2 protein-coding genes are annotated in these 3,604 nt (G+C 68.6%); both read right to left on the bottom strand.

Annotated features, from left to right (window positions below; genetic code table 11):
* The coding region (locus B2W70_RS08710) for a polyketide synthase (RefSeq protein WP_286744868.1) at window positions 1-2,166 on the bottom strand (2,166 nt) is incomplete at its 3' end.
* Between the two features lie 15 nt (window positions 2,167-2,181).
* The coding region (locus B2W70_RS08705; protein WP_286744867.1) for an SDR family NAD(P)-dependent oxidoreductase at window positions 2,182-3,604 on the bottom strand (1,423 nt) is incomplete at its 5' end.

Here is a 3,604-nt window from a genome sequence, read left to right as displayed (position 1 = left end):
CGGGCACAGTTCGACGAAGTCGGTGTGGCCGGTGTCGGCGGCGCAACCCAGCAGGGCCCGAGCCCTGCGGGCGTCCCGCACATCGTCACCCGCTTGCACGACCGCGTGCAGCCGCGCGATGGCCTGCGGGGGTGGGTTCGAGTCTGCTGGGGCGTGCTGCAGGGCCAGCACGCCGTAGCCCTCGCCCCATGTCCAGGGTTGTGATGCGGCGCGTTGGGCTTCAACCGGGCAATTGATGTAATGACCGGCCCCCAGGAGCAGGTGCTCGCAGCGCTCGCTCAGCCAGTCGCGGGCGGCGAGCAGCGAGTGCCAGAAGCTGTCTGACGGGCCGGACAAAGTCTGGTGGAAGGCCCGCAGGTCCAGGATCTGTGCGGGGTAGCCCGACAGCATCGTGGGCAGCATCGTGGCCACGTCATCGACCACGATGTCTGGGGTGGCGGGCTGGCCATCCTCGAAGTGGGCTGCGCATTCGCGGTAGCCCTTGTGGAAGCGCTCTCCCCCCAGGTTGGCGCACACGACCATGGCGGTGTCGGCCGAGCCACGCCATCCGGGCAGCCGGTCAACCAGCCGGCGCGTGCGGTGCGTGACCAGCAGTTTGAAAGCGTCCACATGGGAGAGCGGGCGCGGTCCCATGCGCCAGCCTGACACGTCGAGCGTGCACTCGCCTTGCAGGAAGTGCCCCTTCAGGCCCTTGGCATCGGCGGCATTGGCCCTGGAGGCCGGGAAGGGGCGTGGCGTGGGCTCATGCACCTGCGTGAGCGCTGGTTGCCAGTCCACGGCGTGCTGGCCGATGCCCAGGCTCGCATCCTGTCCGACGACGTCCAGGTTCAGCAGCCTGACCGGGTTGGGGCGGCTGGGCGTGCCTGCTGCCTGCATGGCGATGACGGTGCGGCCCAAGGCCGGTGGGGCTTCCTCGATGACGGCATGGGCGTTGGCCCCACCGAAGCCGAAGCTGGAGATGGCGACCCTCAGGGGCGAGCCTTGCGCCTCCAAGGGGGCGGCCTGACGGGGCAATTCGAAGCAGCTGTTGGCGAGGTCGTCGTGGGGACGCACGTCGATGTGCGGGGGCACCACGCGGTGCTTGAGCATCAGCAAAGCCTTGGCAAGCGAGGCCGAACCCGCCGCAGCGAGCGTGTGCCCCACCAGCGGTTTGATCGAGCCCAGAGGGAGCTTGCGTCCTGGGCTCAGGTGCGGCTGGAAGAAGCCGGTGAGCGAGGCGATCTCCGTGTGATCGCCCACGGGTGTGCCCGTGCCGTGCGCCTCCACGTACTGGATGCTGGCGGGGTCAACATCGCGGTAGGCGCGTTGGTAGGCGCAGACCTGAGCCTGGTGGCCTGGTGCGAAGACGGAGCCCTCTGCGCCATCGGAGGAAATGCCCAGGCTGCGCACCAGGCCCAGCGGCCGGCGCCCGGCGTGCAAGGCTTCGCCCAGGGGCTCGACCAGGAACGCGGCCACGCCTTCGCCCGGCACGATGCCGTTCGCGTCTTGTGCGAAGGCTTTCAGGCGGGCGTCGGCCGACAAGGCCTTCAGTTGCGAAAAGCCCAGGAAGAGTTGCGGCGGCAGGAACACGTTGACGCCAGCCACGATGGCGCGGCGAGCCTGGCCGGTGTGGATCAGCGCTTGCGCTGTGGCCAGCGCATAAGGGAAGGAGCTGCAGGCCGTGTCGACGCTCAGCCTGGGGCCGTCGATCGCCAGGGACTCGGCGATGTCCGCCAACTGATCGGCAGGGTCCAGCCAGTCCGGGGTGAAGCTGCGGTGCATCGCCAGGTGGCTGTCTGCGCGGCAGTGACTGTCGTCCGACCAGGACGTGCCCATGACCAGCGCTGTGCCTTGCCGAGGAGCTGGCGATGCCCCCTGCAAGGCCGCGCCCTGCCACAGCGATTCGCAGACCCGGACGGTGAGGTCGCGCTGCTGGCGCCAGGCGAAATCACCGTGTCCTGAGCTGGGCAGATCAAGGCAGAACGCCCGGTCCAGGTAGCTGCGGTTGCGTGTGCCCGGGGTGGCGCTCACGAAGCGGTCGGCCGGGATGCCCCAACGCGAGGGCAGTGAGGTCAGCGGTGCGGGGAGTGCCTGCAGGATGGCAGCCCAGAGGTGTTCGAGCAGGCCGTGGCCGGCGAATTGGCCGGACATCGCGGAGATGCAAAGCAGGTCCAGATCGATCGACATGGTGTTCTCCTGGGTTCAGGTGGCCGAGGCGTTGCCCTGCATCACTTCGAGCATGCGAGGACAGCTGATGAGCAGCCAGTCGGGCACGGTCGGGCGAGAGAGTTCGGCGTGGAAGCGGCGCGTGCCGTCTGCGTTGCCGATGCCTGACATGCCCAGTTGCGCCATGCGTTGCTGCACGGCGCGGTTGGCCAAGCCTGTCTCGTGCCACACCGACCACAGGAGCGAGACCACCCGGCTGTCGGGGCATGCGCTGGCCAGTTCGGCGGCCATGGCATTGAGCACCTCGTTGCCGGCGCAGTAGTCCGTCTGCCCGGCATTGCCGGTGTGCGAGACCAGCGAGCTGAAGAACACGATGTACTTGGGCGACTGCCGGGCCAGTGCCGAGCGCAGGTGCAGGGCGCTGTGGGCCTTGGTTCGGAACACACGCAGGAAGCTGTCGACAGGCTTGGCGCCCAGTCCGCGGTCTTCGACCACGCCAGCGGCGTGAATCACCATGTCGATGCGCCCCAGTTGGCCCGATGCCTGCTGGATGACCGCCTCGACCGCATCGGGCTGTGTCAGGTCTGCCGACAGGTAGTGGAACTGGCCGCCTGCTTCGCGCACGCGCTGCGCCGTGCGGGCCAGGGCTCGCTGACGCGGGTCTGCGTCGAGCTGCACAGGGGTGCCTGGGGCCTGCTGTGCGCGACCGTCGTCACTGGGTTCGGCGCGTGAGGCGGCTTCGTCCCATGGAGTGCGGCCGATCGCGACGATGCGCGAGCCATACCTGTGAGCCAGGTCGATGCCCACCTCGGCAGCGATCCCGACGCCTCCGCCGAACAGCAGCACCACGCTGTTTTGATCGAGGTCGAGTTTGGCGTTCGCCGGGGGTTCGATCTCGGGGTGTGGGTCGGCGATGCGCTCTGTGGCCTTGCCCCCTTGAAGCCGAAGGTCGTGTTTGCCAGGGTGCGCGCAAGCGAGGGCCAGCGCGGCGTTCAGATCGGATGCGTCGTCAAGGCTCACCGAGCTCACGGTGATGCCGGCATTGCGCCACTCATGGCTGAGGGCGCGCGCCACCCCTCTTGCCCCCGCATCGCAAAGCGGGTGGCCGGCCAGCAGCACGCCGAGTCGGGTGATGGTCGGGCCGGAGGCCTTGCCCAGGGCCTTGGCCAGCGTGAACAGCGCGAGGGCCGGAGCATCCAAGGCATCGGCGCCCAGGCGGTTGTTGTCGCTGCCTTTGGCTTGTGTCACGAAGGCTGCGGTGCAAGGACCCAGCCCTGTCAGCAAGGGCTCGATGGCCTTGGTGAGGCCATCCACATCGCCCAAAGCGATCGCGTCTGCCCCGGGCCGTTGCCAGCCGTGCTCGCTGAACACAAGGTGCTGCACGACGGTGCCTGCTTCGCGCAGTGAAGCGATCAGGCGGTTCGTTGCGGGGGTGTCTGCGCCGACCAACCAGAGGCGT

This window comes from Aquabacterium sp. UBA2148 (assembly GCF_002328915.1).
Lineage (GTDB): Bacteria > Pseudomonadota > Gammaproteobacteria > Burkholderiales > Burkholderiaceae_C > Aquabacterium > Aquabacterium parvum.
This window is presented reverse-complemented; position numbering and strand designations above follow the sequence as displayed.